Raw genomic sequence first — 25132 nt, 5'->3', positions numbered from 1 at the left:
GAGTGATTATGGTGCGAGTACCTAAAAAAGATCGTCAGCATCAGCTGGCTCAGCTGTTGGACGCGACCCCTTTTTTAACGGATGAAGAAATCGCACAACACTTCAGCGTGAGCGTGCAGACCATTCGACTGGATCGTCTTGAATGTGGAATTCCCGAATTGAGGGAACGCATGAGGACAGCAGCGACCGAAACGATTGCTGATCAAGTAAAGGCGTTGCAGCAAGAAGAAGTGATCGGTGAAATCATCGATATCGAATTGGACAGCAAAGCGATCTCGATCCTCGATATTACATCTCTTCATGTGTTTCAAAAAAGTGGTATTGCGCGTGGACATCATTTGTTCGGACAAGCGAACTCGCTAGCTGTTGCAGTTCTTGACGATGAGCTCGCACTTACGGCAAAGTCTGTGCTACACTTTGTCAAGCCAGTTAAAGCAGGAGATCGTGTCATAGCCAGAGCCATTGTCCGTGGGAAAAGGGATAATCGGACTCTTGTTGAAGTGACTTCCACAGTCGGTGAAGAAAAAGTCTTCAGTGGTGAGTTTCAAATGTATCGCTCCACAGGGACGAGTCAGGGGGAAGTTGAATGAAAATCGCAGTAGACGCGATGGGCGGCGATCACGCTCCAAAGGAAATTATCGCAGGCGTATTGCAAAGTCTTCATGAATTTAACGATATACATATACAGCTATTTGGCGACGAAGCGGCCATGAAGCCGTTCCTAGAACCTCATGAACGGTTAACCGTGCACCATTGCAGTGAAATCATTGAATCGGATGATGAACCTGTAAGAGCAGTTCGAAGAAAAAAAGATGCGTCTATGGTACGAATGGCACAAGCAGTGAATGATGGTGAAGCGGACGCTTGTGTTTCAGCAGGAAATACAGGTGCTTTGATGGCAGCGGGATTATTCATTGTCGGTCGAATTGAAGGGATTGAGCGGCCAGCTCTTGCACCTACGCTTCCGACGATTGGCGGAGAGGGTTTCGTGCTGCTCGATGTTGGAGCGAATGCCGATGCAAAACCGAGTCAACTCGTTCAGTACGCGATTATGGGAAGCATTTACGCAGAAAAAGTCCGAGGTGTCCAAAATCCTAGGGTGGGACTGTTGAATATCGGGACTGAACCAGGCAAAGGGAATGACTTAACAAGAGCTGCGTATGATGAGTTGATGAAAGCACCCCTTAACTTTATCGGGAATATTGAGGCCCGCGATTTGTTGACAGGTACGACTGACGTAGCCGTGACTGACGGATTTACAGGGAACATGGTCTTGAAAACGATTGAAGGCACAGCTTCAGGTTTGTTTTCTATGATTAAAGACGTGTTTGCTTCTTCCATTAAAACGAAAATTTCTGCTGCACTCGTAAAAGACGATTTGCGTGGCTTGAAAAAGCAGATGGATTATACAGAATACGGTGGAGCGGGCCTATTCGGATTGAAAGCCCCAGTCATCAAGGCTCATGGGTCTTCCAATGCAAATGCAGTGAAAAATGCGATCCGTCAAGCGCGGATCATGGCTGAACATCACGTGAGCGAAACAATTCGTGAAGCCATCAAAGAGGAGGAGACACGATGACAAAGGTAGCTTTTCTATTCCCAGGCCAAGGATCCCAAAAAGTGGGCATGGGTGCTGAATTATTAGCCCAAGAAGGAAGTCAGCATTTTTTTGAAATAGCAGATCGCGAATTAGGATTCGGACTAAGCGGATTGATGACAGAAGGACCACAGGAAGAATTGACCATCACCTATAATGCCCAACCGGCATTGCTTACTGTGGGAGCAATGATCTCTGATCGTTTGAAAGCAGCGGCAATTCAACCTTCATATACCGCTGGCCATAGTTTAGGAGAGTATACAGCGCTCTACGCATCAGGGGTCCTTTCCTTTGAGGATGCAGTGAGAACTGTGCACAAACGTGGATTATTCATGAATGAAGCAATGCCGGCTGGTCAAGGGGCAATGGCTGCCATTCTTGGTCTGGATTTAGAAACGCTAACAGAAGTGACGAAAGCGGTCACGGATGAAGGGGAACTTGTACAACCGGCGAATCTCAACTGTCCAGGACAAGTTGTTATTTCTGGAACAAAAGCAGGGGTGGACGAGGCGTGTATCCGTCTGAAAGAAGCAGGAGCGAAACGTGCTCTGTTGCTCGATGTAAGCGGGCCGTTCCATTCCGAACTTATGCGTCCAGCAGCAGGAAAACTCGGTGAAGTGCTAGAAAGTTTAGAGATGAATGAAGCGAACGTTCCAGTCATCGCTAATGTGACGGCTCTGCCCGTTACAGAAAGCATTGAAGTGAAACGTCTGCTGATCGAACAATTGTCATCACCTGTCCGATGGGAAGAATCCATTCGTCACATGCTTGAATTAGGAGTGACGCAATTCATAGAGTGCGGGCCTGGTAAAGTGTTGAGCGGTCTTGTTCGGAAAATCGACAGAAGTGCAACGGTTTGGCCGGTATACGATGAAGAGACACTGAATGCAGTTGTAGAAGCGTCGAAGGAGTGGTCTTGATGGGGAAGTTTACAGGGAAAACAGCGGTAGTGACTGGCGCGTCCAGAGGAATTGGTCGTGAAGTAGCATTATTACTCGCTCGTGAAGGTGCGAATGTTACAGTGAACTACAGCGGCAGTCAAGAACGAGCGGAGCAAGTCGTTCAGGAAATCGAAGCGAATGGCGGAAAGGCGATTGCTGTTCAAGCGGATGTGACGTCAGCAGATAGTGTGAAGGCTTTAATGGATCAAACCCTTGAGACTTTCGGTTCGATCGATCTCCTCGTCAATAACGCAGGGATTACGAAAGACAATTTGCTTATGCGTATGAAAGAAGACGAGTGGGATGCGGTTATCGATACGAATTTGAAAGGTGTATTCCTATGCACAAAAGCGGTATCCAGACAGATGATGAAGCAACGTGCAGGTCGCATCGTGAATATGGCGTCAGTTGTTGGAATCGCAGGAAATGCAGGCCAAGCAAACTATGTTGCAGCGAAGGCAGGCGTGATCGGGCTGACAAAAACAACGGCTAAAGAACTCGCATCTCGTGGTATCACAGTCAATGCAGTCGCACCTGGATTCATCACAACAGACATGACAGATGCTTTAGGCGACGACATGAAGGATCAGCTGCTCAGCGGGATACCTTTAGGATCGCTAGGACAGCCTGAGGATGTCGCAAAAGCGGTTGCCTTCTTCTTGTCTGAAGATGCGTCCTATGTAACTGGACAAGTGCTGAATGTCGATGGCGGCATGGTGATGTAACTCGGTAGTGATTTTTGTGTTGGATAGCCCGAGTAGCCAGAGGCTCGGGGTCGCTTCGGAATATGAACAACAGGACAAAGAGCGTCCTGTTGTTCAATTCCTCTAGCGCTCTACCCGGTCACCTGCGCTTTTCTAATAATCCAGCTCCGGCAGCCAGGGCTCGGGGTTGCTTCAGAGAAACCGACAAGGTAAAGAGCACCTTGACGGTTTCTCTTCCAGCAATTGTCGCCTCTACCCAGGCTGCCTGCGCTTTTTCTTAATCCAGCTACAGTAGCCAGGGCTCGGGGTCGTTTCGGAAGGAAAAACAGGACAAAGAGCGTCCTGCTGTTTCCTTCCTCCAACACCCGTCGCCCTAATCGGCTACTTCCGTTTTTTACTTTGAAAGGAGGTGAATACAGTGGCTACAGTCTTAGAGCGTGTTACAAAGGTAGTTGTCGACCGTTTGGGAGTCGATGAGAGTGAAGTGAAACCAGAAGCTTCTTTCACTGATGATCTTGGTGCAGACTCATTGGATGTTGTTGAATTGGTTATGGAACTAGAAGACGAATTCGACATGGAGATTTCTGATGATGATGCTGAAAAAATCAGTACAGTTGGAAGTGCTGTCTCATACATCGAAGAAAAAACTAAATGAGTTTAGCACAGAGACCCTTTCGACCCTTCACAAACGGTCGGAAGTGTCTCTTTTCCATTTTGCACTACACTACCAGACAGGGTAGAATGAAGAGGAACATGTTAAAGAAGGGCGGATTTTATGAATGACAGCGAAAAAAAGAGTGAACGATAAGCCGGATAAGACTGTGTTACCTGCAGCGGTCCGGAAAAAATTTGATGAACTGCAAGAACGACTTGAAGTCCGCTTTGAGAATGTATCCTTGCTGTACAATGCCTTTACTCATTCATCTTATGTGAATGAACATCGCGCTAAGAAATTTTCGGATAATGAACGCTTGGAGTTTTTAGGGGATGCCGTTCTTGAATTGGCTGTTTCGCAATATTTGTTTTCAACGGAACCGAACAAAAGTGAAGGAGAACTGACGAAGTTGCGTGCGGCTATTGTTTGTGAACCGTCTCTTGTGACGTTCTCTACCGAACTTGACTTTGGAGAGTATATCCTTTTAGGAAAAGGCGAAGAACTGACTGGCGGACGCACACGACCTGCTCTGCTAGCTGATGTATTTGAAGCGTTCATCGGAGCCCTTTATCTCGACCAAGGATTTGATGTGTCGATTGACTTTCTGGAACGTACGGTATTCCCGAAAATCGGACTTGGAGCTTTTTCGCATGTGATGGATTATAAAAGCCGGTTACAAGAAATTGTCCAACAGACGAATCATGGACAGCTGAACTACCGGATTGTTGAAGAATCAGGTCCTGCACATGCGAAAAAGTTTCTTACATACGTTCAGCTTGGAGACGCGAAACTTGGAGAAGGTATCGGGAGATCGAAAAAAGAAGCTGAACAGGAAGCGGCTCGTCAGGCGATCCAGCAGTTACTGGATGAGCATACGAAAGAGGAGAGCTGAACGTGTTTTTAAAACGTCTTGAGATTATCGGATTTAAATCATTTGCCGAAAAGGTATCCATTGAATTTGTACCGGGTGTCACAGCTGTAGTCGGCCCAAATGGTAGCGGCAAAAGTAATATCATCGATGCCATTCGATGGGTACTCGGTGAGCAATCTGCTAAATCGTTGCGAGGAGCGAAAATGCAAGATGTCATTTTTGCCGGCAGTGATTCCAGAAAACCTTTGAACTTCGCTGAAGTGACATTGATTTTAGATAACACTACAGGGCTTTTCCCTCTCGATTATACTGAAATTAGTGTGAGCAGACGGGTGTTCCGGTCAGGTGAGAGTTCGTTTCAGCTAAACGGGCAAGCCTGCCGTCTGAAAGACATTAACGATGTCTTTGTGGATTCTGGTCTTGGGAAAGAGGCTTTCTCGATCATTTCACAAGGACGCGTAGACGAAATATTGAATAGCCGGCCTGAAGATCGGAGAAGCATATTCGACGAAGCTGCAGGTGTCCTGAAGTATAGGATGCGCAAAAAGAAAGCGGAGTTCAAGCTCATTGAAACAGATGATAATCTGGACCGGATTTTAGATATCTTGAAAGAACTGGATGACCGGATGGAGCCGCTCGCTGCCAATGCCCGCTCTGCTGAGCGTCATGGGAAGCTGGTGACGGAGCTAAGAGATTCTGATGTGCGTCTTCTTAATGTAGAAGCCTCCCAGTTGCAAAATGAACTGTTGGATAATAAAACAATAGTGGAAAATAAATCGAAGGCTAAAGCTGATCTGGAAAAGGCAGGGGATACTGCTGAACAACAGTTGAAACAAGCAAAGGCTACCCTATCTGTTTTAGATCATAAGATTTCTATGTTGCAAGAACAGCATGTCGTCTCGAGCTCGGAAGCTGAAAAGTGGGAGGGGCGACGACTTCTTTCGTTAGAAAAGCAGCGGAATGTTAAAGACCGTTCCAAGCGTCTGATGGAGGACTCAGAAAACTTAAAGCAAATGCTTGGACAACTGGAAGCGAAAAAAGCGGAACTCACCAAACAAAATCAGGAAACCGAATTGCAGCTATCTAGAAAAACGGAAGAAATGACATCGATTTCGAGGAAACTGAAACGTTCACTTGCAGAAACTGAACAAGAAATCGAAAATCTTAAATCCACCTATATCGAAGTGTTAAACGAAGAAGCGACTGTTCGTAATGAGTTGAAACATATCGAAGAACGTCTGACAGGTGAGCGTTATTCATCTGAAAAGACAAGTGAACAAACAGAAGCGCTTCAATCTAAACTTCAGACACTCCATGACTTGAAAGAGCAGCAGACTGCTGAACTCAGGAAGCTGAACCAACGGATGGAAGAGTCTGTAAAACAGGCAGCAGCGAATCGCGAACAATTACATCATACAGAAACACAGCTTGAACAGACGCAAAAAATGCATCAGCAAGCTGTTAATAAGCGCTATGAACTGCAGGGGAGACTTCGTGCGTTAAAAAGTATGGAAGCGGATTTCTCCGGATTTTATTCGGGCGTTAAAGAGGTACTTGTAGCAAAACAAGCACGCACACTCCAAGGAATCGAAGGTGCAGTAGCCGAACTGATTTCCGTAGATAAAAAGCATATCAAAGCTGTCGAGACTGCGCTCGGCGGAGCGATGCAGCATATCATCACTACAACTGAAAGCCATGCGCGAGCTGCTATCGGATTTTTGAAAAAGAAGAATGCTGGGCGCGCAACATTTTTACCTCTCGACGTCATGAAAGCACGCGTTGTCCCTAAAGATGTCTTATCAAAAGTCACTCATCATCCTGACTTTGTTGGAACAGCTGACCAGCTTGTAGCGGTACAGCCGGCATATCGGAATGTCACTGCAAGCTTGTTGGGAGCTTCCATCGTGGCCACCACACTGAATGGAGCTTCTGAAATCGCGAAACTTGCGGGCTATCGATTCAGGATTGTCACTTTAGACGGTGATGTCGTGAATGCAGGGGGCTCACTTACAGGTGGAGGTTCGAAAGTACAATCGACCGTATTCTCCCGGAAAGCTGAATTGGAAACATTGACGAGCCAGCTTGACCAGTTGAATCATTCCATTGGTGCTGCAGAAGAGAAGTTAAGTGCCATCAAATTGACGATTGCCGGTGAGATGCAAAAAGCTTCCGTTTCCGCACAAAACAGAGATGAACTTCAGCTTGCCATCACTCGTCTTGACTCGACTCTTAAAGAGACGACCTTTGAAATCCGAACTGCTGAAACTGAATGGAAAACGATTGAAGCAGGAAGAAAAGGTTCTGAGGATACGCGCAGTTCATTGCTTTCAAAACGAGAGGAACTTCATCTGCAACGGGAACGTTTGACAGCACAGCAGCAAGAAATTCAAACTTCAGTTGCTTCTCTAGAACGTCTCGCTGCAGATCGTCGCAGTGAAGAACAGACACTTCGAGAGCGTTATAGTGAACTGCGGGAAGAAACTGCCATCCTGCGTGAACAAGTCGCCAATCGAGCTTCTTTAGTAACTGCAGCAGAACAAGAACTTCAGGACACAAAACGTAAATTCGTCCAAACAGAAGAAGAACTTCAATTTCTGGCGAGTCAAGAAGAAGGGGAAGTTCTAAGCCCTGAAGAAATTGAACAGCGTATAGTTGCAGAGACGACTATCGTCACTGAAGTGAAATCGGAATTACTCGCTAAACGGGCGGATCGGGATCAGCTTGCACAATCTTGCGAAGCGCAAGAGGCTGCCCTGAAACAGATTTCTGACCAGATTAGGATCGTCACTTCGGAACTTGGTAATTTGAATGTTGCGTTTTCGCGCAATGAAGTGAAACTGGAGTCTGTCCTCAACCGTTTGTTGGAAGACTATGGACTTTATCCTGATTATGAAGTACCTGAAGCGTTCAATGCATCGGTCGTGAGAGAGCGTGTGGAAGAGCTGAAACGTGAGGTTGAATCATTAGGTCCTGTGAATCCGGGTGCAGTTGAGGAGTATAAAGAAGTGCTCGAAAGACATACATTCCTGACAGACCAGCGAAACGATTTGCTGGAGGCGAAAACCACGTTAGAAGAAGCGATGTCCGAGATGGATATGGAAATGAAAACGAGGTTCACTTCTACGTTTGAAGCTGTACAACAACGATTCCGCACCGTTTTCAAGGAGATGTTTGGCGGAGGGGAAGCGGACCTGGTGCTAACGGACCCAGATAATATACTTGAAACAGGTGTGGATATCATCGCCCGCCCACCAGGGAAGAAACTGCAGAATCTGAGCCTTCTTTCAGGTGGGGAACGTGCGTTGACAGCAATTACGCTGTTGTTTTCCATTATCGAAGTACGCCCGGTACCATTTTGTATATTGGACGAAGTTGAGGCGGCGCTGGACGAAGCGAATGTCATCCGATACAGTCGTTATTTGAAAAAGTTTTCAGAGGATACACAGTTCATCGTCATTACCCATCGAAAAGGAACGATGGAAGGTGCCGATGTCCTTTACGGAATCACGATGCAGGAATCTGGAGTATCCCGACTTATCTCCGTGAAATTGTCCGAAGTTCCCGAAACCGCGTTAAGCACACCATAATTTGACAAAGGAATGTGAGAATAATGTCTTTTTTTAAGAAGATGAAAGAGAAAATCACAGGCACGAATGACTCAGTAACTGGAAAATTCAAAGAGGGATTGACTAAAACGCGCGACTCATTCACTTCCAAAGTGAATGATCTGGTTGCCCGTTTCCGTGAGATTGATGAAGAGTTTTTTGAAGAATTGGAAGAAGTCTTGCTGCAAGCCGACGTTGGATATGAAACCGTAATGGAACTGATCGACCTGTTGAAAGTCGAAGTGCAGCGCAAAAATATTAAAGACACAGCTGGTATTCAAACGGTTATCTCCGAGAAACTTGTAGAAATCTATAATTCTCAAGGAGAAAGTGATAACAGCTTGAATATCCAAGAAGACGGAATCACCGTCCTTCTCATGGTAGGCGTGAATGGCGTAGGAAAAACTACAACGATTGGGAAGCTGGCATCCCGTCTGAAAGCCGAGGGGAAGACTGTCATGCTTGCGGCAGGAGATACGTTCCGCGCCGGAGCCATTGACCAATTAGTCGTTTGGGGAGAGCGTGCAGGAGTTGAAGTGATTCGGCAGTCTGAAGGATCCGATCCTGCAGCCGTTATGTTTGATGCCGTTAATGCTGCTAAAAAACGCAATGTGGATGTCCTGATTTGCGATACAGCGGGACGATTGCAAAACAAAGTGAACTTGATGAACGAATTGCAAAAAGTGCATCGCGTCATCGGCCGTGAAATCCCAGGAGCGCCTCATGAAGTGCTGCTCGCACTTGATGCGACAACGGGTCAGAATGCATTAATCCAAGCAGAAACGTTTAAAGAAGCGACGGACGTGACGGGGATTGTCCTCACAAAACTTGACGGAACTGCCAAAGGCGGAATTGTTCTAGCAATCCGCAACAAGTTGAACATTCCTGTTAAATTTGTCGGTTTAGGCGAAGGCATCGATGACCTGCAGCCATTCGATCCTGAGAAGTACGTGTACGGTCTTTTTGCTGAGGGACTGGAATTGGAAGCGGATCAGGAAGCCGAAAAGGATGGAGACAAGTAAAATACCTTGACGGAGGTAGGACCAACAGCTACTATAAAGAGAAGGTCTGAGGAGGAATTGTGGATGCTTGAGAAAACAACACGTGTTAACTTCCTCTTTGATTTTTATCAATCATTGTTGACGGATAAACAGCGGATTTATATGCAATTGTATTACCTCGATGATTTGTCACTAGGTGAAATTGCGGAGGAGTACGAAGTGTCCAGACAAGCTGTCTATGACAATGTCCGCAGAACAGAAGCGATGCTCGAAGACTACGAAGCAAAACTGGCATTGTTCCATAAATTTCAGGAACGTTCCGAGTTAATCGAGCAGATCGAACAGCGGCTTTCCATTGAAAAAGCGCTGACAGATGAAGTGCAAATGTTATTACAACAAATAAAAGAACACGACTAAGGAGGCTCTATGCATGGCTTTTGAAGGATTAGCGCAGCGCCTGCAAGGGACGCTTCAAAAAATCACAGGCAAGGGTAAAATTAGTGAAGCTGATGTAAAAGAAATGATGAGGGAAGTCCGCTTTGCGTTAATTGAAGCGGACGTCAATTTGAAAGTCGTCAAAGAGTTCGTGAAGAGTGTTAGTGAACGTTCGATCGGTCAAGACGTCATGAAGAGTCTGACACCTGGTCAACAAGTCGTGAAGATTGTAAAAGACGAACTTACAAAATTGATGGGAGAAGAGCAAACAACGATCCAGTTTGCCCGTAAGTCCCCGACTGTCATAATGATGGTCGGTTTACAAGGTGCCGGTAAGACGACGACATCCGGAAAACTTGCGAATTCCTTGCGTAAGCGAAACAATAAGTCTCCATTGCTCGTTGCAGCAGACGTTTACAGACCCGCTGCGATCCAACAGCTGGAAACAATCGGTAAACAATTGACCATTCCTGTATTTTCCATGGGCACGGATGTCTCTCCTGTTGAAATCGTTCGTCAAGCCCTCAAACAAGCGGACGAAAATCACAATGATGTGGTGATCATTGATACTGCTGGCCGTTTGCATATCGATGAAACCTTGATGCAAGAGTTGAAAGATATTCGCGAACTTTCATCACCTGATGAGGTTTTCCTTGTTGTCGACTCGATGACTGGTCAGGATGCTGTAAACGTAGCGAAAAACTTTGACGAGGCAATCGGCATTACAGGAGTTGCTCTTACTAAACTTGACGGGGATACACGTGGCGGTGCAGCGCTTTCGATCCGTTCAGTCACTCAAAAGCCGATCAAGTATGTCGGTATGGGTGAAAAAATGGATGCGCTTGAACCTTTCCATCCTGAACGTATGGCGTCCCGTATTCTCGGTATGGGGGATGTCATGTCTCTCATTGAAAAAGCTCAGGAGAATGTCGATGAGGACAAAGCGAAAGAACTTGAACAAAAGCTGCGAACACAAACCTTTACTTTGGATGATTTCCTTGAACAGCTGCAACAAGTGAAGCAAATGGGACCTCTTGATGAGATTTTGAAGATGATGCCAGGATTCAATAAAATCAAGGGCCTTGACAATGCCAAAGTCGATGAGAGCCAGATGGGGAAAGTGGAAGCGGTCATCTATTCGATGACCACTCAAGAACGAGCCACCCCTGAAATGATCAATGCCAGCCGTAAAAAGAGGATTGCCAAAGGATCTGGGACTTCCATCCAAGAAGTCAACCGATTACTGAAGCAATTTGAAGAGATGAAAAAAATGGTCAAGCAAATGACCGGAGCGCAACAACGCGGTAAAAAGAAGATGAAAATGCCAGGAATGGATGCCTTTTTCAAGTAATTCCATTCAAAAAACAAGGTGTTAAGAAAAAACACTTTACAAACAACAAAAAGCTTGATAATATACTATCTTGTGTGAAACTATTCGGAGGTGCAATTAAACATGTCAGTAAAAATTCGTCTTAAACGTATGGGTGCAAAGAAATCACCTTTCTATCGTATCGTAGTAGCAGATTCACGAGCTCCTCGTGATGGACGCCAAATCGAAACAGTTGGAACTTACAACCCGCTTACAAAGCCGGCTGAAGTGAAAATTGACGAAGCAAAAGTTTTGGATTGGATGCAGAAAGGCGCTAAGCCATCTGATACAGTTCGTAACTTGTTCTCAGAACAAGGCATCATGGAGAAATTCCATAACGCAAAACTTAGCAAGTAATCAGGAGGTGCGCTCATGGAGCAGCTGATTAAGACAATCGTAAAACCGTTAGTCGATTATCCTGAAGCGATTCACATCGAACAGGATGAACAAGCGAATCGGGTTGCCTACAAACTTTCTGTGCACCCGGAAGACATGGGTAAGATCATTGGAAAGCAAGGTCGTGTTGCGAGTGCAATACGGACAATTGTTACATCAGCTGCAGGCAGCCACCGAGGTAAACGAGTTTACCTGGATATCGTTGACTAACACTGCGTAAAGGGAGGAGCCTCGGTTCCTCTCTTTTTCTATATCAAAGAATTTCCCTCCCCTATAATCGAACAAAGGAAGTGAATGTACCATGTTATGGTTTAATGTCGGGCAACTCGTCAATACACACGGGGTTCAAGGAGAAGTACGTGTCACACCTCGGACAGATTTCCCTGAAGAACGGTTCGCAGTCGGCAGTGAGCTATTCCTATTCATGCCGAACGAAACAACGCCCATCAAGCTTAAGATTTCTGGCGCACGCCGTCATAAAAACTTCTACTTGCTCACTTTTGAAAACCACTACAACCTCAGCCATGTGGAGAAATACAAAACGGGCATGCTGAAAGTATCAGAGGAACAACTCGGTGAACTCGATGAGAACGAATTCTATTATCACGAAATCATCGGTTGCGATGTGGTCTCCCTTGAAGGAGACATGATCGGCACTGTAACGGATATATTGGAGACTGGCGCAAACGACGTTTGGACAGTGACACCAGCACAAGGGAAACCGCACTACATTCCCTATATTGAAGATATCGTGAAAGAGATTGATATCGAAAATAAGAAAATCACGATTGAGGTCATGGAAGGGCTTCTTTCATGATGAAGATCAGTATTCTTTCGTTATTCCCTGAAATGTTCGAAGGGGTTCTTCATACCTCAATCCTGAAGAAGGCGCAAGAGAATGAAGCGGTTTCGTTTTCTGTTACTGATTTCAGAAACTACTCTGAGAATAAGCACCATAAAGTAGACGATTATCCGTATGGCGGTGGCGCAGGGATGGTATTAAAACCAGAGCCTCTTTTCAATGCGGTTGAAGCGGTCACAGAGGGTGCTGATAAGCCACCGCGTGTCATTCTGATGTGTCCCCAGGGAGAGCGCTTCACCCAAGCTAAGGCTGAGGAACTGGCTTCAGAAGAGAACCTGGTTTTTATCTGTGGTCATTATGAAGGATATGATGAACGGATTCGCGAGCATCTCGTGACAGACGAACTCTCCATCGGTGATTTTGTGTTAACAGGCGGAGAAATTGCATCGATGGCTATTATAGATAGCGTTGTACGTTTGTTGCCTGGCGTGCTAGGAAATAACGTATCTTCTGTAGAAGACTCTTTTTCGACAGGTTTACTTGAGCATCCACACTATACACGTCCGGCGACTTATAAAGGTCTTACTGTGCCCGATGTATTGTTGTCAGGCAACCATGGCGAAATTGATAAGTGGCGTATGGAGCAATCGCTGAAACGCACACTCGAACGCCGTCCTGATCTGTTAGAAAAAATATCATTAACGCCTGAGCAGGAAAAGATGTTGAAGCGACTGAAATCCAATCGATGAGTGTTGCGTAAGCCGTGCGTTTATGCTAGTATGATATACGTGCTTCTATGTAAGCACATACTTAACTGATGTTCCGCTGCGGTCATTTATCGCAAGAGCCTCTAAGGATAGGAGAGAAAAATCATGCAACAACTAATTGCAGATATTACAAAAGATCAGCTTAAAAGCGATCTACCGGCATTCCGTCCGGGAGACACAGTGCGTTTGCACGTAAAAATCGTTGAAGGAACGCGCGAGCGTATTCAGCTATTTGAAGGTGTCGTTATCAAGCGTCGTGGAGGCGGAATCAGTGAGTCATTCACAGTTCGCAAAATCTCTAACGGTGTTGGCGTGGAGCGTACATTCCCTGTACACACACCAAAAATCGCAAAATTAGAAGTGACTCGTCGTGGTAAAGTACGTCGTGCGAAGTTGTACTACCTTCGCAACCTACGCGGAAAAGCTGCACGTATCAAAGAACTTCGATAAGCATAGAAAGATCAGGAGACCGTTTACGCGGCCTCCTTTCTTTTTGCCTCTAAGTCGAATTGAATGTACAATAGGTTTAATAGACTACAGGGGGCAATGGGATGAACGAAAAGAAAAAGAAAAATGAAACATTTGAATGGGTGAAAGCGTTACTTATTGCATTTGGTATTGCAGCTGTCATTCGTGTTTTTCTCTTCACGCCGATTGTTGTAGATGGAGTCTCCATGATGCCGACACTCGAAGACGGCGACAAAATGATTGTCAACAAAATCAGTTATTCGATTGGCAAGCCGGATCGATTCGATATTGTTGTATTCCATGCGCCTGAACAGAGAGATTATATTAAACGTGTCATCGGGCTTCCTGGTGATTCCGTAGAATATAAAGATGATGTTCTTTATATAAATGATCAAGCGTTTCCGGAACCTTATCTGGATGCATATAAAAAAGAAAATACAGAAGGTACACTGACTGAAGACTTCACGCTCGATGAGAAAATCCAACAGCAAACCGTACCGGAAGGACACGTTTTTGTAATGGGGGATAATCGGAGGAAAAGTAATGACTCCCGACACATCGGCGTCATCAGTATAGAAGAAATTATCGGTACGACAAAATTTGTTTTCTGGCCGATGGATGATATCGGACTAGTGGATTGAGAAAGTAGGGGGAGCAGATGACCATTCAATGGTTTCCCGGTCACATGGCGAAAGCCCGAAGAGAAGTAACCGAACAGTTGAAACTTGTGGATATCGTATTTGAACTTGTGGATGCGCGACTTCCATTATCTTCTCGGAATCCGATGATTGATGAGGTTATTCATCAGAAACCGAGACTACTGATTTTAAATAAGATGGATTTGGCGGATGAACATGAAACTGCGAAATGGATCCGCTATTTTGATGAGCAAGGCATTCGGGCAGTCGCGATTAACTCATTTGAAGGAAAAGGGCTGCAGACGGTGACGAAAGTAGCTAAAGAAGTGTTAGCGCCTAAAATCGAGCGTATGAAAAAACGCGGAATCCGCCCCGGAGCGATTCGCGCGATGATCGTTGGTATTCCGAACGTTGGAAAATCCACTTTGATCAATCGGCTGGCTCATAAGAACATAGCGAAAACAGGAAACAAACCTGGCGTCACAAAAGCCCAGCAATGGATCAAGTATGAAAAAGAATTGGAACTGCTCGATACTCCGGGGATTCTTTGGCCTAAGTTCGAAGATCCCGAGACTGGTCAAAAACTTGCGTTAACTGGGGCAATCAAAGATACGATTGTGAACATGGAAGATCTGGCGATGTACGGATTGACATTCTTATCGAATCGGTATTCTGATCGATTAAAAGAACGGTATGGCTTCGCTACTGTCGAAGACAATACTGCGGAACTGTTTGAAGCAGTAGGGGCACGCCGTAAAGCTTATACAACGGGTGGAGAAGTAGATTACGATAAAGTTGCGGAGCTGATCATCCAAGATGTCAGAACAGGTAATTTCGGAAAATTAACATTCGATTGGACAGAAGAACAGGAATGACTCAGCCGGAGCCGGCACCCGGCTTCGGCTTTTGCGTATCTAAAAATCAATAACCTGACCGATAAAAGGAATATGGAGTTGACGAGGGATGGAAGGTGAGCGCGTGAAAACAATACAAGCGATTAAATTACAACTAAAAGAGACGAACGAGCGTGAGTCATGGATGGAAGAGTTGACTAAGGATTCACGCAAAGGTGTCCAACAAGCGCTCAATAGCTGGAATCGAGCATATGACAAACGGTGTGCGTTGAAAGTTGACCACTTAAAGAAAAAGAAGTTTGACGCCTCGTATGCACCGTTTGAAGGAGCTCAAGTGGCGGGAACGGACGAAGCTGGCAGAGGCCCTTTAGCAGGTCCGGTTGTGACAGCAGCGGTCATTCTTCCGCTTGAATCAGATGAGTTGATCGGTTTGGATGACTCCAAACAGATATCCAAGAAAGAACGCGAACGTTTCGCGGAAATCATCAAAAGGATTGCTGTAGCTTGGTCTGTTCATGTGCAGTCTGCAGAGCGGATCGATGAAATCAATATCTACGCAGCGACCCGTGAATCGATGGAGCAGGCAATCCGCAAGTTGTCTGTTGAACCCGACCAAGTGCTTGCGGATGCGATGAATCTGACTGTAAACTGTCCGTCTGCCTCCATCGTGAAAGGAGACGCTCAAAGTTTAACAATCGCCGCTGCTTCCATACTTGCAAAAACAACGAGGGACCAGTTGATGGATGAATTACACGAGCAATATCCGATGTATCGTTTTGATAAACATGCAGGCTACGGAACGCCTGAACACCTGGATGCACTCAAGGAATATGGTCCGAGCGTGCACCATCGGAAAACATTCGAACCGATCAAGACAATGATTGCAAGAAAGGCGGCTGACCTATGAATAATCCGTCCATACCTAAAAATCTCAATCCAGCAAATTTAGGGAATGTACAACCGTCACAGCCCGCTCAATTACGTGAAGGTCAACTTTTCCATGGAACGATCAAACAACTGTATCCAGGGGAAATGGCGGAAGTCCAAATCGGTAACCAGAAGCTGAATGCAAAATTAGAAGTTCCGCTCAAGACAGGAGACTCCTACTATTTTCAAGTGAAGGCAACTGAACCTGAATTGCAATTGAAATTAGTCTCCGGGCCGCATGCGCAAGGAGAGAGTCAAAGTGCAAAAATCGGCAGCTTACTCGATACGCTGCAACTTACTAAGACACCTGAAATGCGTAAACTTGTGGACTTTTTCATGAAACAGCAAATTCCTATTACGCGCGATTCATTGGTAGCAGGCGAAGCACTTCTTAGGCAGACAGCTCCTGGGCAACAGCAGGAAGCACTGCAATCGATAAGGAAGCTCGTGTCCCTCAAGTTACCTATCACACAACAACTGTTTCAAGCGATGATGGGTGTTGAAACAAAGGCGGGTCTTGGAAGTGTCCTTGATGCACTCCAACAAGCGGTCTCCGCAGATAGTAAAATAACGCCCACTCAAAAGACGGATCTCCAAACAATTCTGCAGCAAGTCAAACAGCCTTTATTGGAAACCAATGGGGGCAAACTGTTGGCGCAGTCACTTGCGACGGCACTCGACAAGTTGTCTCCTCCTGAACTTCGGTTCCAAGCTGTCCAACTTCTGAAGACAGCAGGAATCTTACCTGCTCAAACTTCACTGGCTAATCTGCCGGCAGTGTTGGCGAATCTTGTCAGTTCATCTCAAAACACTCTGGCTCAGATGCCGAGTGTAGAAAACCGAGCTTCACAACAAGCCGCTTCTTATCTTGGTGCAACTGCCCCTTCGGAAAATACGCCTGCAATGGACGCGAAGCAGTTATTGACGGCGCTCCAGCAAGCGTTGACTGGCGCCGCTAAGCTGACTCCAGGAGGTTCAGCAGAGCTCCAGCGACTCATTCAACAGGCTGGGCTGCCAGTAACCGTAAAGACCCAGTTAATGAACCTTTTAACAGTGCATTCACAAAAAAATGAGACAGCCAATACATTGTTTTCCAAATTTAGTGAGACACTATTCAGTGAAGCTGCCAAACAAATGCTGCCTAGCCAAAATACCGCTCAGTCCTCTCTGAGTCTAAACACTTCAGGCTCGACTCCGGTGGTGAACACTTCTCCTACTCCGACCCAAGCGGGTATGCCAGCTCTGTTGCAGGCTCTACTCGAGGCTCAAGGCGGACCAGACAAACTCCCTATACTTGTTAAGCAAGCGCTTCAATCGAATGCACCGGTCATTCAATCGTTCGTAGCTGCAGCCGAGGCAGCGACAAGTGAAGAGCTTTCAGGGAGCACTGTCAAACAGGCGATACAATCTGTATTAGCAAGGCTCGGCGTTCACTATGAGGCGGGTCTCGCATCAAAAGAGCCTCACATTGCGCAAATTCAAGATTCCTTGAAGCCTCAACTCATCGCGCTATTACAAGAAGGAGTGGCAGGAGCTGCACTTCGGGAAGCGGCAGAAACAGTCGTTTCTAGACTGAATGGCCAACCTTTGCAATCCACTGAATCAGGTGTCCAACAGCAAATCATCATGCAAGTGCCACTTCAGCTGCAGGGAAAGAGGATTGACGCAACGTTAGAATGGAACGGCAGGATGAAAGAAGATGGAAAAATTGATCCGGATCATGCACGTGTCTTATTTTACCTCGACTTAGAAGCCATCCACAAAACAGTCGTCGATATGCAAGTCCAGAACAAAGTGGTTACAGTGACCATTTTCAATGAAGATCCGACATTGAAAATGGCAGGGGAATTGCTCAAGGATAGGCTGTCGGAAGGTTTGGATGCAGAAGGATATCGTCTTTCGGCTGTCCGATTCAAACCCTTTCACGAAGAAGCGAGTACTCCGACTAAGTCTATCTTACCTACAGATGGCGGAAAGCAAGGAGTCGATTTCCGGATATGAACGAGAAGCGATATAAGCGCCGTGAAGCAGTCGCATTGACATATTTACCGGAGCTCAATGAAGCACCGAAAGTGACTGCTAAAGGAAAAGGGCAGATTGCTGAAAACATACTAGAGAAAGCTCGAGAACACGGCGTGCCCATTCAAGAAGACCCGAGTCTGGTGGAATTACTTGGTCAGTTAGAAGTGAATGAGACGATTCCTGACCAACTTTACCAAGCAGTATCGGAAGTTCTGGCATATGTTTACAGATTAGATCGTGCTAAAAGCGTAAAATAGACGGATCCTATCTGTAGTAGAACAGAAATTTCACACTTAACGAGTACAAATATGGACATAGTATGACAAGTTTACTACAATAGAGTACGCAGTATAGAATAGTTATCAGTTTGATTGGAGGATATAAGATGAATATCCATGAATATCAAGGGAAACAACTGCTTCGTGATTATGGAGTTGCAGCTTCAAAAGGGATTGCAGCATTTTCTCCGGAAGAGGCAGTAAAAGCAGCGAAAGAACTTGGCACTGAAGTATTTGTCGTAAAAGCGCAAATTCATGCAGGTGGCCGCGGAAAAGCGGGCGGCGTCAAAATTGCTAAAAATCTTGACGAAGTACGTGCTTACGCAAAAGAACTTCTCGGCAAAACGTTGGTGACTCACCAAACGGGCCCTGAAGGGAAAGAGGTCAAGCGTTTACTTATCGAAGAAGGCGCTGACATCAAAAAGGAATACTACATCAGTCTTGTTGTAGACCGTGCAACGGATCGCGTTACATTAATGGGATCTGAAGAGGGCGGAATGGACATTGAAGAAGTTGCAGAAGCGACTCCTGAAAAGATCTTCCATGAAGTCATCGATCCGGTAGCTGGATTAACTGGATTCCAAGCGCGTCGTATGGCGTTCAATATGAATATTCCTGCACATCTTGTGAACAAAGCAGCGAAATTCATGACAGGCCTTTATCAAGTATTCGTTGAAAAAGATGCTTCTATCGTGGAAATCAACCCGCTTGTTGTCACTGGGGATGATCAGGTGCTTGCACTTGATGCGAAATTCAACTTTGACGACAACGCATTGTTCCGTCACAAGGACATCGTAGAACTGCGCGACTTTGAAGAAGAAGACGCAAAAGAAATCGAAGCTTCCAAGTATGACTTGAGCTATATTTCTCTAGACGGCAACATCGGCTGTATGGTCAATGGTGCAGGACTTGCTATGGCTACTATGGATACGATCAATTACTACGGCGGATCACCCGCGAACTTCCTTGACGTTGGGGGCGGCGCGACTGCTGAAAAAGTAACTGAAGCGTTCAAAATCATCCTTTCAGATGAGCATGTTAAAGGGATTTTCGTTAACATCTTTGGCGGAATCATGAAGTGCGATGTGATCGCTGAAGGTGTCATTACTGCAGCGAAAGAAGTCGGCCTTGAAGTACCACTAGTTGTTCGCCTTGAGGGAACAAACGTGGAAAGAGGTAAAGCATTGCTGAACGAATCAGGACTTAATATCATTGCAGCTGGCTCTATGGCAGACGGCGCGCAAAAGATTGTTGAAATCGTAGGCTAAGAAAGGCAGGGACAAACGATGAGTATTTATATCGATAAAAATACAAAAGTAGTCGTCCAAGGGATCACTGGCGGGACTGCAAAATTTCATACCCAGCAAATGCTTGAATACGGAACGAAAATTGTTGCAGGTGTAACACCAGGCAAAGGCGGCACGGAAGTTGATGGCGTTCCTGTATTTAATACAATGGAAGAAGCTGTCAAAGAAACCGGCGCTAATGTTTCCGTAATCTACGTACCAGCACCTTTCGCAGCAGATGCTATCATGGAAGCGGTAGACGCTGAACTTGATATGGCAATCTGTATCACGGAGCACATTCCTGTTCTGGATATGGTGAAAGTAGTACGTTACATGGACGGCAAAAAGACGCGTCTTGTCGGACCGAACTGTCCTGGTGTCATTACACCGGAAGAATGTAAAATCGGTATTATGCCTGGATACATTCATACAAAAGGTCACGTAGGCGTAATTTCACGCTCAGGTACTTTGACGTACGAAGCGGTTCACCAACTTTCTGAAGCGGGTATTGGTCAAACGACAGCTGTTGGTATTGGTGGAGACCCAGTCAATGGAACAAACTTCATCGACGTGTTGAAAGAATTCAACGAAGACGAAGATACGTACGCAGTTGTCATGATTGGTGAAATCGGCGGAACTGCTGAAGAAGAAGCAGCTGAGTGGATCAAAGCCAATATGAAGAAACCGGTTGTCGGTTTCATCGGCGGACAGACAGCACCTCCAGGAAAGCGCATGGGCCATGCTGGTGCCATCATTTCCGGTGGTAAAGGAACTGCTGACGAAAAGATCAAAGCACTCAATAACGCAGGCGTAGAGGTTGCAGAAACGCCATCTGTTATCGGAGAGACATTGATTAAAGTTATTAAAGAAAAAGGGTTATACGAAAAGTGTAAAACCCACTAAAATAGCAGATGCAGCGTATTCAATGGATACGCTGCATTTTTTTCTATACTAAGAGGAGGTATTTTGTGAACCTATCCACACAAGACCAGGAGCTCTTGAAACTTCACTATGCATGGCCAGCCCCTTATCCGAAACTTGCAAGATTACTTGAAAATAACTATAGGAACGAATATTTGTTGCATTCGTCACATCCGCAACGCACAAACCTGAATACGAAACTTGCTCTACTATCCCCGCTTCCACTCTTAGAGTTACTACTCGAAAAAGGAATCATCCCCATTCCTTTTACACATCCTGACTATCCCGATGAACTGAAACAACTAATAGATCCGCCCGCTGTCCTCTATACAAAAGGGGATACAAGTTTGTTGAAAAAATCAAATAAGGTTGCGATTATCGGTTCTCGAAAAGCTGGGAACTATTCGATGTGCGCCATGGACATGATTGTTCCGCCGCTTGTCCAACATGATTGTGCAATCGTCTCGGGACTTGCAAAAGGTGCAGATACAATGGCGCATCAAGCAGCCTTGAAATACGGGGGCCAGACAATTGCGGTTCTTGGTCATGGCTTCTTCCATGTGTATCCAAAAGAGAATGCGGAACTAGCGACAGTAATTGCAAAAGAGCATCTTTTAATAACAGAGTATCCGCCATACCATCCGCCTGCCAAATGGACGTTTCCGATGAGGAATCGGATTATAAGTGGACTATCCAGTACCATAGTGATAACGGAATCAGCTGTAAAGAGCGGAACAATGAGCACAATCGAACACGCACTTGATCACGGAAAAGAAGTATTTGCTGTTCCGGGACCCATCGACTCACTGTTATCAATAGGTCCGAACAAGCTATTAGATGAAGGGGCACGACCGATTTGGGACGGCTTCCAAATCGTTGAATCTCTTGTCGAATCTTGACGAGAGAAATGTCTTTTTACTAAAATAGTTGCTTTTCCATGAAAACTGTTATACATTTTGCAACAGATATTCTTTTAGATGAATAAATACAAAGAACCTCTTTAAGGAGGGCATATTAGAATGGCAGATTACCTAGTAATCGTGGAATCCCCAGCAAAAGCGAAAACAATTGAGCGTTATTTAGGAAAGAAATACAAAGTGCGCGCATCCCTTGGCCACTTGAGAGACTTGCCCCGCAGTCAAATGGGCGTCGATGTTGAAAATAACTATGAACCGAAGTATATTACAATTCGGGGAAAAGGCCCGATTTTACAAGACTTGAAAAAAGAAGCGAAAAAAGCGAAAAAAATCTTTCTCGCGGCTGACCCCGACAGAGAAGGGGAAGCAATTGCGTGGCACCTTGCGCATCAGCTCGGCGTCGATGATCATTCCGATTGCCGAGTCGTTTTCAACGAAATTACGAAAGACGCAATTAAAGAATCGTTCAAAAATCCACGGCCTATCAATACGGACTTAGTAGATGCCCAACAAGCCCGTCGTATTCTTGATCGGCTTGTCGGCTATAACATCAGTCCGATTCTATGGAAGAAAGTCAAAAAAGGTTTGTCAGCGGGCCGGGTTCAATCTGTTGCGCTAAAACTTATTATTGATCGCGAAGAGGAAATCAAATCTTTCGTACCTGAAGAATACTGGTCAATTGGCGCGGACTTCAGTAAAAAAGAAGGTAACTTTGAAGCCTCTTTCTATGGGACAGCTGGTAAGAAAGTTAAACTGACAGACAAAACACAAGTGGATGAGATTCTCTCCAACTTGGATGGAGATGACTTTACTGTTCATCAAGTCGTGAAGAAAGAACGTAAACGTAATCCTGCAGTACCTTTTACCACGTCTTCTTTACAACAAGAGGCAGCGCGTAAGTTGAACTTCCGCGCAAAGAAAACAATGATGATTGCCCAGCAATTGTATGAAGGTATTACAATCGGTAAAGAGGGGATCGTTGGACTCATTACGTATATGAGAACGGATTCGACCAGGACATCCGAGACGGCCCAAGCTGAAGCGAGATCACATATAGAGACGATGTATGGAGAAGAGTTCACTCGGAAAACAAAAGCGGCAAGCAAATCTTCTGCTGCGAAGACGCAAGACGCACATGAAGCTGTGCGGCCAACGTCTGTCCTGCGTACACCTGAAGCGATGAAAGCGTTTTTATCAAAAGACCAACTGAAATTATACAAGCTCATCTGGTCACGTTTTCTTGCGAGTCAGATGGCACCTGCCATCCTTGATACTGTCACTGTTGATTTAATTAACAATGATGTGCAGTTCAGAGCAACAGGTTCCCAAGTGAAATTCCAAGGATTCATGAAGGTGTATATTGAAAGTCATGATGATAAAGAAGAAGAAAAGGATAACGTACTTCCCCCGCTTACTGAAGGTGAAACAGTCAAGTGTTCATCGGTTGACCCGAAACAGCATTTCACTCAACCACCGCCCCGCTATTCAGAAGCACGTCTTGTAAAAACATTGGAAGAATTAGGGATAGGACGCCCATCGACTTACGCTCCGACGTTGGATACGATCCAAAAAAGAGGGTATGTCACGTTAGATGCTAAGCGGTTTGTTCCTACTGAATTAGGTGGAATCGTCAACGCGGCGGTCAATCAATACTTCTCGGATATCACCAATGCGGAATTCACGGCGAAAATGGAACAAAGTCTGGACCATATCGAAGTGGGAGAAGTTCCATGGGTCACCGTCATTGATGAATTCTACAAAGACTTTGAAAAACATTTGAAAATCGCGGATGAAGAAATGGAAAAAATCGAGATCAAAGATGAACCGGCGGGAGAGGATTGTGAAAAGTGCGGGTCTCCGATGGTTTATAAAATGGGACGTTATGGTAAGTTCATGGCGTGCTCGAACTTCCCGGATTGCCGCAACACAAAAGCGATCATTAAACCGATCGGTGTGACGTGTCCGCTATGTAAAGAAGGGGAAGTCGTTGAACGGAAGAGTAAGAAAAACAGAATCTTCTATGGATGTGACCGGTATCCTGAATGCGAATATATTTCGTGGGATAAACCGATCACTAGACCGTGTCCTAAGTGTGAAAGCACTCTTGTTGAAAAACGGTTGAAAAAAGGGTTGCAGATCCAATGTACGGAATGTGATTACAAAGAAAAACCACAAGAATAATCTAGCTAGAGAGAAGGGTTCAATGTGACACCAATTGTAAATGTCATCGGTGCAGGACTTGCGGGAAGTGAAGCGGCTTGGCAAATTGCAAGCCGAGGTGTTCATGTCCGTTTATACGAAATGCGTCCTGTCCAGCAGACACCAGCACACCATACAGACAAATTCGCAGAGCTGGTTTGCAGTAACTCGTTGCGTGCAAACTCACTGACGAATGCTGTAGGGGTCATTAAAGAAGAAATGCGCCGTCTAGACTCCGTCATAATTGCAGCAGCGGATGCTTGCTCTGTTCCTGCGGGGGGAGCGCTTGCTGTCGATCGTCACGAGTTCTCGGCACATGTGACGGATAAAGTACGAAATCATCCACTCGTGGAAGTCGTTAACGAAGAAGTGACAGAAATCCCTGAAGGCATAACAGTGATTGCCACAGGTCCGCTAACTTCTCCAGCACTAGCAGAAAAGGTCCGACAGCTCACTGGAGAAGAGTATTTATACTTCTACGATGCAGCGGCGCCTATCGTTGAAAAAGACTCCATCGATATGGACAAAGTCTATCTGAAATCTCGTTATGACAAAGGAGAAGCTGCGTATCTCAATTGTCCGATGAATGAAGAAGAATTTGCTGTTTTCTACGATGCATTAGTGAATGCAGAGGTCGCGGAACTGAAAGAATTTGAAAAAGAAGTGTACTTCGAAAGTTGTATGCCGGTGGAAGTGCTTGCGAGCCGTGGAGAGAAGACGCTTCTTTTTGGTCCGATGAAGCCAGTTGGATTGGAAGATCCGAAAACAGGTAAACGTCCAAAGGCCGTTGTCCAGCTTCGCCAAGACGATGCGGCGGGAACTCTTTACAATATCGTCGGTTTCCAAACACATATGAAATGGGGAGCTCAAAAAGAAGTGCTGCGCCTCATTCCAGGCCTGGAAAACGTTGAAATTGTTCGTTATGGCGTGATGCATAGAAACACATTCATCAATTCCCCAAGAGTATTACAACCTACCTATCAGTTAAAAGCGAACCCGAATCTGTTTTTCGCTGGTCAAATGACCGGAGTTGAAGGATATGTCGAGTCGGCAGGGGCAGGTTTAGTCGCAGGCATGAACGCTGCACGGCTCGCTTTAGGAGAAGAACCCTATGTTCTGCCGAATCAGACGGCTCTAGGAAGTATGGCAAGGTATATTACGGAAGCTGATTCAAAGAATTTCCAGCCGATGAATGTGAACTTTGGTTTGTTCCCGGATTTAGGGGAGCGTGTCCGTTCTAAACTGGAAAGAGCTGAAAGGCACTCCAATCGAGCACTCGAAGCTCTGGATGAGTTTAAGGCTGAAAACCATTTATAATAACAAAAAGAAGAAGAGAGCCAATCTCTTCTTCTTTTTGTTGGGAAAATGTGAAGTAAATGTGTACATTCCATGTCGATATTCAAAAAGAATGTCCAGAGGTCTGACTTCCTGAATGCTCTTAGTTGAAGAAATACCTGTCAATCATGTATAGTAAATCGT

25 protein-coding genes are annotated in these 25132 nt (G+C 45.5%); all 25 read left to right on the top strand.

Features of this window, described 5'->3' with window-relative positions:
* The first annotated feature begins 11 nt into the window (after positions 1-11).
* The 25 genes from fapR to trmFO all read left to right on the top strand — a co-directional run bounded on the left by fapR (position 12) and on the right by trmFO (position 24970).
* Complete coding sequence (gene fapR / locus H9659_RS02300; protein WP_191688525.1) at positions 12-590, top strand: transcription factor FapR; 579 nt, start codon at positions 12-14, stop codon at positions 588-590.
* Positions 587-1579, top strand: coding sequence for a phosphate acyltransferase PlsX (gene plsX, locus H9659_RS02295; protein WP_191688320.1), 993 nt, complete (start codon positions 587-589; stop codon positions 1577-1579). The genes fapR and plsX overlap by 4 nt, the downstream gene beginning before the upstream one ends.
* Positions 1576-2517 (top strand): ACP S-malonyltransferase, encoded by a 942-nt coding sequence (gene fabD / locus H9659_RS02290; RefSeq protein WP_191688319.1) that lies wholly within the window; start codon positions 1576-1578, stop codon positions 2515-2517. Before plsX ends, fabD begins: the two co-directional genes overlap by 4 nt.
* Positions 2517-3263 (top strand): 3-oxoacyl-[acyl-carrier-protein] reductase, encoded by a 747-nt coding sequence (fabG, locus tag H9659_RS02285; RefSeq protein WP_191688318.1) that lies wholly within the window; start codon positions 2517-2519, stop codon positions 3261-3263. Before fabD ends, fabG begins: the two co-directional genes overlap by 1 nt.
* Positions 3264-3660: 397 nt before the next feature.
* Positions 3661-3897: an acyl carrier protein gene (locus H9659_RS02280; RefSeq protein WP_025785086.1), complete on the top strand. Its 237-nt coding sequence runs from the start codon at positions 3661-3663 to the stop codon at positions 3895-3897.
* A gap of 124 nt (positions 3898-4021) precedes the next feature.
* Positions 4022-4789, top strand: coding sequence for a ribonuclease III (gene rnc, locus H9659_RS02275; RefSeq protein ID WP_191688317.1), 768 nt, complete (start codon positions 4022-4024; stop codon positions 4787-4789).
* Positions 4790-4791: 2 nt separating this feature from the next.
* On the top strand, positions 4792-8355 hold the full coding sequence (gene smc / locus H9659_RS02270; RefSeq protein WP_191688316.1) for a chromosome segregation protein SMC: 3564 nt from the start codon (positions 4792-4794) through the stop codon (positions 8353-8355).
* Positions 8356-8378: 23 nt separating this feature from the next.
* On the top strand, positions 8379-9395 hold the full coding sequence (gene ftsY, locus H9659_RS02265) for a signal recognition particle-docking protein FtsY (protein ID WP_191688314.1): 1017 nt from the start codon (positions 8379-8381) through the stop codon (positions 9393-9395).
* 63 nt (positions 9396-9458) lie between these two features.
* The gene (locus H9659_RS02260) at positions 9459-9791 is read left to right on the top strand and encodes a putative DNA-binding protein (protein ID WP_191688312.1); all 333 of its coding nucleotides are present in this window, start codon (positions 9459-9461) and stop codon (positions 9789-9791) included.
* A 13-nt stretch (positions 9792-9804) separates the two neighbouring features.
* Positions 9805-11160, top strand: a complete 1356-nt coding sequence (gene ffh, locus H9659_RS02255) for a signal recognition particle protein (protein WP_191688310.1) — start codon at positions 9805-9807, stop codon at positions 11158-11160.
* Positions 11161-11262: 102 nt separating this feature from the next.
* Positions 11263-11535 (top strand): 30S ribosomal protein S16, encoded by a 273-nt coding sequence (gene rpsP, locus H9659_RS02250; RefSeq protein ID WP_039041903.1) that lies wholly within the window; start codon positions 11263-11265, stop codon positions 11533-11535.
* 15 nt (positions 11536-11550) lie between these two features.
* Positions 11551-11784: a KH domain-containing protein gene (locus H9659_RS02245; protein ID WP_191688308.1), complete on the top strand. Its 234-nt coding sequence runs from the start codon at positions 11551-11553 to the stop codon at positions 11782-11784.
* A 91-nt stretch (positions 11785-11875) separates the two neighbouring features.
* Entirely contained in the window at positions 11876-12391 is a 516-nt protein-coding gene (rimM, locus tag H9659_RS02240) for a ribosome maturation factor RimM (RefSeq protein ID WP_191688306.1), read from the top strand.
* Entirely contained in the window at positions 12391-13125 is a 735-nt protein-coding gene (gene trmD / locus H9659_RS02235; protein ID WP_191688524.1) for a tRNA (guanosine(37)-N1)-methyltransferase TrmD, read from the top strand. Before rimM ends, trmD begins: the two co-directional genes overlap by 1 nt.
* A 123-nt stretch (positions 13126-13248) precedes the next feature.
* Positions 13249-13593 carry a 50S ribosomal protein L19 gene (gene rplS / locus H9659_RS02230; RefSeq protein ID WP_025785070.1) on the top strand — a complete coding sequence of 115 codons (345 nt, stop codon included), beginning with the start codon at positions 13249-13251 and terminating at the stop codon, positions 13591-13593.
* Positions 13594-13694: 101 nt separating this feature from the next.
* Positions 13695-14252, top strand: a complete 558-nt coding sequence (gene lepB / locus H9659_RS02225; RefSeq protein ID WP_191688304.1) for a signal peptidase I — start codon at positions 13695-13697, stop codon at positions 14250-14252.
* Positions 14253-14269: 17 nt separating this feature from the next.
* Positions 14270-15124: a ribosome biogenesis GTPase YlqF gene (gene ylqF / locus H9659_RS02220; RefSeq protein WP_191688302.1), complete on the top strand. Its 855-nt coding sequence runs from the start codon at positions 14270-14272 to the stop codon at positions 15122-15124.
* A gap of 103 nt (positions 15125-15227) precedes the next feature.
* Positions 15228-16010 (top strand): ribonuclease HII, encoded by a 783-nt coding sequence (locus H9659_RS02215; protein ID WP_191688523.1) that lies wholly within the window; start codon positions 15228-15230, stop codon positions 16008-16010.
* Positions 16007-18031, top strand: coding sequence for a hypothetical protein (locus H9659_RS02210; RefSeq protein ID WP_191688300.1), 2025 nt, complete (start codon positions 16007-16009; stop codon positions 18029-18031). The genes H9659_RS02215 and H9659_RS02210 overlap by 4 nt, the downstream gene beginning before the upstream one ends.
* Positions 18028-18309, top strand: a complete 282-nt coding sequence (locus tag H9659_RS02205) for an EscU/YscU/HrcU family type III secretion system export apparatus switch protein (RefSeq protein WP_191688298.1) — start codon at positions 18028-18030, stop codon at positions 18307-18309. Before H9659_RS02210 ends, H9659_RS02205 begins: the two co-directional genes overlap by 4 nt.
* Before the next feature lie 128 nt (positions 18310-18437).
* The gene (gene sucC / locus H9659_RS02200) at positions 18438-19598 is read left to right on the top strand and encodes an ADP-forming succinate--CoA ligase subunit beta (protein ID WP_191688297.1); all 1161 of its coding nucleotides are present in this window, start codon (positions 18438-18440) and stop codon (positions 19596-19598) included.
* Between the two features lie 18 nt (positions 19599-19616).
* Entirely contained in the window at positions 19617-20519 is a 903-nt protein-coding gene (sucD, locus tag H9659_RS02195; protein ID WP_025785062.1) for a succinate--CoA ligase subunit alpha, read from the top strand.
* A 65-nt stretch (positions 20520-20584) separates the two neighbouring features.
* On the top strand, positions 20585-21436 hold the full coding sequence (gene dprA / locus H9659_RS02190; protein ID WP_318240673.1) for a DNA-processing protein DprA: 852 nt from the start codon (positions 20585-20587) through the stop codon (positions 21434-21436).
* Positions 21437-21556: 120 nt separating this feature from the next.
* Positions 21557-23635 (top strand): type I DNA topoisomerase, encoded by a 2079-nt coding sequence (topA, locus tag H9659_RS02185; RefSeq protein WP_191688291.1) that lies wholly within the window; start codon positions 21557-21559, stop codon positions 23633-23635.
* A 24-nt stretch (positions 23636-23659) separates the two neighbouring features.
* The gene (gene trmFO, locus H9659_RS02180) at positions 23660-24970 is read left to right on the top strand and encodes an FADH(2)-oxidizing methylenetetrahydrofolate--tRNA-(uracil(54)-C(5))-methyltransferase TrmFO (protein WP_191688289.1); all 1311 of its coding nucleotides are present in this window, start codon (positions 23660-23662) and stop codon (positions 24968-24970) included.
* Positions 24971-25132: the final 162 nt, after the last annotated feature.

Source organism: Sporosarcina gallistercoris (assembly GCF_014836415.1).
Classification (GTDB): domain Bacteria; phylum Bacillota; class Bacilli; order Bacillales_A; family Planococcaceae; genus Sporosarcina; species Sporosarcina gallistercoris.
Note: the sequence above shows the minus strand (reverse complement) of the source record. Positions and strands in the feature narration are given on the sequence as shown.

Excerpts from the sequence above, each read along its gene's own strand:
- fabG (WP_191688318.1), top strand. The coding sequence starts at position 2,517 with ATGGGGAAGTTTACAGGGAAAACAGCGGTAGTGACTGGCGCGTCCAGA.
- sucD (WP_025785062.1), top strand. The coding sequence starts at position 19,617 with ATGAGTATTTATATCGATAAAAATACAAAAGTAGTCGTCCAAGGGATC.
- plsX (WP_191688320.1), top strand. The coding sequence starts at position 587 with ATGAAAATCGCAGTAGACGCGATGGGCGGCGATCACGCTCCAAAGGAA.
- sucC (WP_191688297.1), top strand. The coding sequence starts at position 18,438 with ATGAATATCCATGAATATCAAGGGAAACAACTGCTTCGTGATTATGGA.
- trmD (WP_191688524.1), top strand. The coding sequence starts at position 12,391 with ATGAAGATCAGTATTCTTTCGTTATTCCCTGAAATGTTCGAAGGGGTT.
- rimM (WP_191688306.1), top strand. The coding sequence starts at position 11,876 with ATGTTATGGTTTAATGTCGGGCAACTCGTCAATACACACGGGGTTCAA.
- H9659_RS02210 (WP_191688300.1), top strand. The coding sequence starts at position 16,007 with ATGAATAATCCGTCCATACCTAAAAATCTCAATCCAGCAAATTTAGGG.
- topA (WP_191688291.1), top strand. The coding sequence starts at position 21,557 with ATGGCAGATTACCTAGTAATCGTGGAATCCCCAGCAAAAGCGAAAACA.
- lepB (WP_191688304.1), top strand. The coding sequence starts at position 13,695 with ATGAACGAAAAGAAAAAGAAAAATGAAACATTTGAATGGGTGAAAGCG.
- ffh (WP_191688310.1), top strand. The coding sequence starts at position 9,805 with ATGGCTTTTGAAGGATTAGCGCAGCGCCTGCAAGGGACGCTTCAAAAA.
- H9659_RS02205 (WP_191688298.1), top strand. The coding sequence starts at position 18,028 with ATGAACGAGAAGCGATATAAGCGCCGTGAAGCAGTCGCATTGACATAT.
- fabD (WP_191688319.1), top strand. The coding sequence starts at position 1,576 with ATGACAAAGGTAGCTTTTCTATTCCCAGGCCAAGGATCCCAAAAAGTG.
- H9659_RS02260 (WP_191688312.1), top strand. The coding sequence starts at position 9,459 with ATGCTTGAGAAAACAACACGTGTTAACTTCCTCTTTGATTTTTATCAA.
- ylqF (WP_191688302.1), top strand. The coding sequence starts at position 14,270 with ATGACCATTCAATGGTTTCCCGGTCACATGGCGAAAGCCCGAAGAGAA.
- rpsP (WP_039041903.1), top strand. The coding sequence starts at position 11,263 with ATGTCAGTAAAAATTCGTCTTAAACGTATGGGTGCAAAGAAATCACCT.
- rplS (WP_025785070.1), top strand. The coding sequence starts at position 13,249 with ATGCAACAACTAATTGCAGATATTACAAAAGATCAGCTTAAAAGCGAT.
- ftsY (WP_191688314.1), top strand. The coding sequence starts at position 8,379 with ATGTCTTTTTTTAAGAAGATGAAAGAGAAAATCACAGGCACGAATGAC.
- H9659_RS02245 (WP_191688308.1), top strand. The coding sequence starts at position 11,551 with ATGGAGCAGCTGATTAAGACAATCGTAAAACCGTTAGTCGATTATCCT.
- rnc (WP_191688317.1), top strand. The coding sequence starts at position 4,022 with ATGACAGCGAAAAAAAGAGTGAACGATAAGCCGGATAAGACTGTGTTA.